Annotated in this window: 1 protein-coding gene and 1 pseudogene; both read right to left on the reverse strand. The window is 60.8% G+C overall.

Going from position 1 to position 750, the window contains the following annotated elements:
• Positions 1–489, reverse strand: a 489-nt coding sequence (locus tag A3730_RS03165) for an FUSC family protein (protein ID WP_197477254.1), incomplete at its 3' end; no start/stop codon positions are given.
• A 10-nt stretch (positions 490–499) separates the two neighbouring features.
• Positions 500–750, reverse strand: a pseudogene (locus tag A3730_RS30935) (HlyD family secretion protein); the annotation flags it as partial.

Genomic DNA, 750 nt, shown 5'->3' on the forward strand with positions numbered 1-750 from the left:
AACCGCGCCGACAATAATTTCGCTAACACGGGCATTGGCCACATGAAAAATGCCAACGCTGGAGGTCGTGGTGGGGTTGGCGATGGAGATCACCACAATCAGCGTTGCAGTGATGCCGGCCATGGCAAAGCCATAAATGAAATTGGCTTGCCGTACCCAGGCAGAAGCCGCCGCATTGAGGCCGATCCACAGGGTCAGGGCCAACAGTGCCATGAACGGGTAGGGCAGCAAGGTGGCCAGGATCAACAGACCCATGGCGCCGCCCACCAGTGTGCCGCCGATCTGGCACAGGCCCTTTTCAATCACCAGGCCGGTTTCCGGCCGGACCTGCAGAAACACCGCAGAAATAAGCGCCCAGTAGGGCCGCTCAAGCTGCATGAGCATTGCCAGGTAAAGCGCCAGGCTCATGGCAATAATGCCCTTGAGCGCAAAGAGCACGGAATGGCGCTCCGGTGTGAGAATGACAGCCAGGCGGGGCGGCAAAGTCATGGCAGGTCAATCATTGCGTGGTGGGTGCGTCGTGCAGGCGCACGGTGGCGGTCATGCCGGCGGCCAGCAGGATGTCATCAGGGATTGACTCCAGTTCGATGTGCACCGGAATGCGCTGGGCCAGCCGCACCCAGTTGAAGGTCTGCTGTACCTGCGGGAGCAGCTGCCGGTCGGTCTGGGTGTTGGCATTGGCGATGGCCTGACCCACGCTGGTGACTTTTCCCTGCAGGGTGCGCGAGCCATTCATGAGGATCACGGAGG

Source organism: Alcanivorax sp. HI0044 (assembly GCF_001634945.1).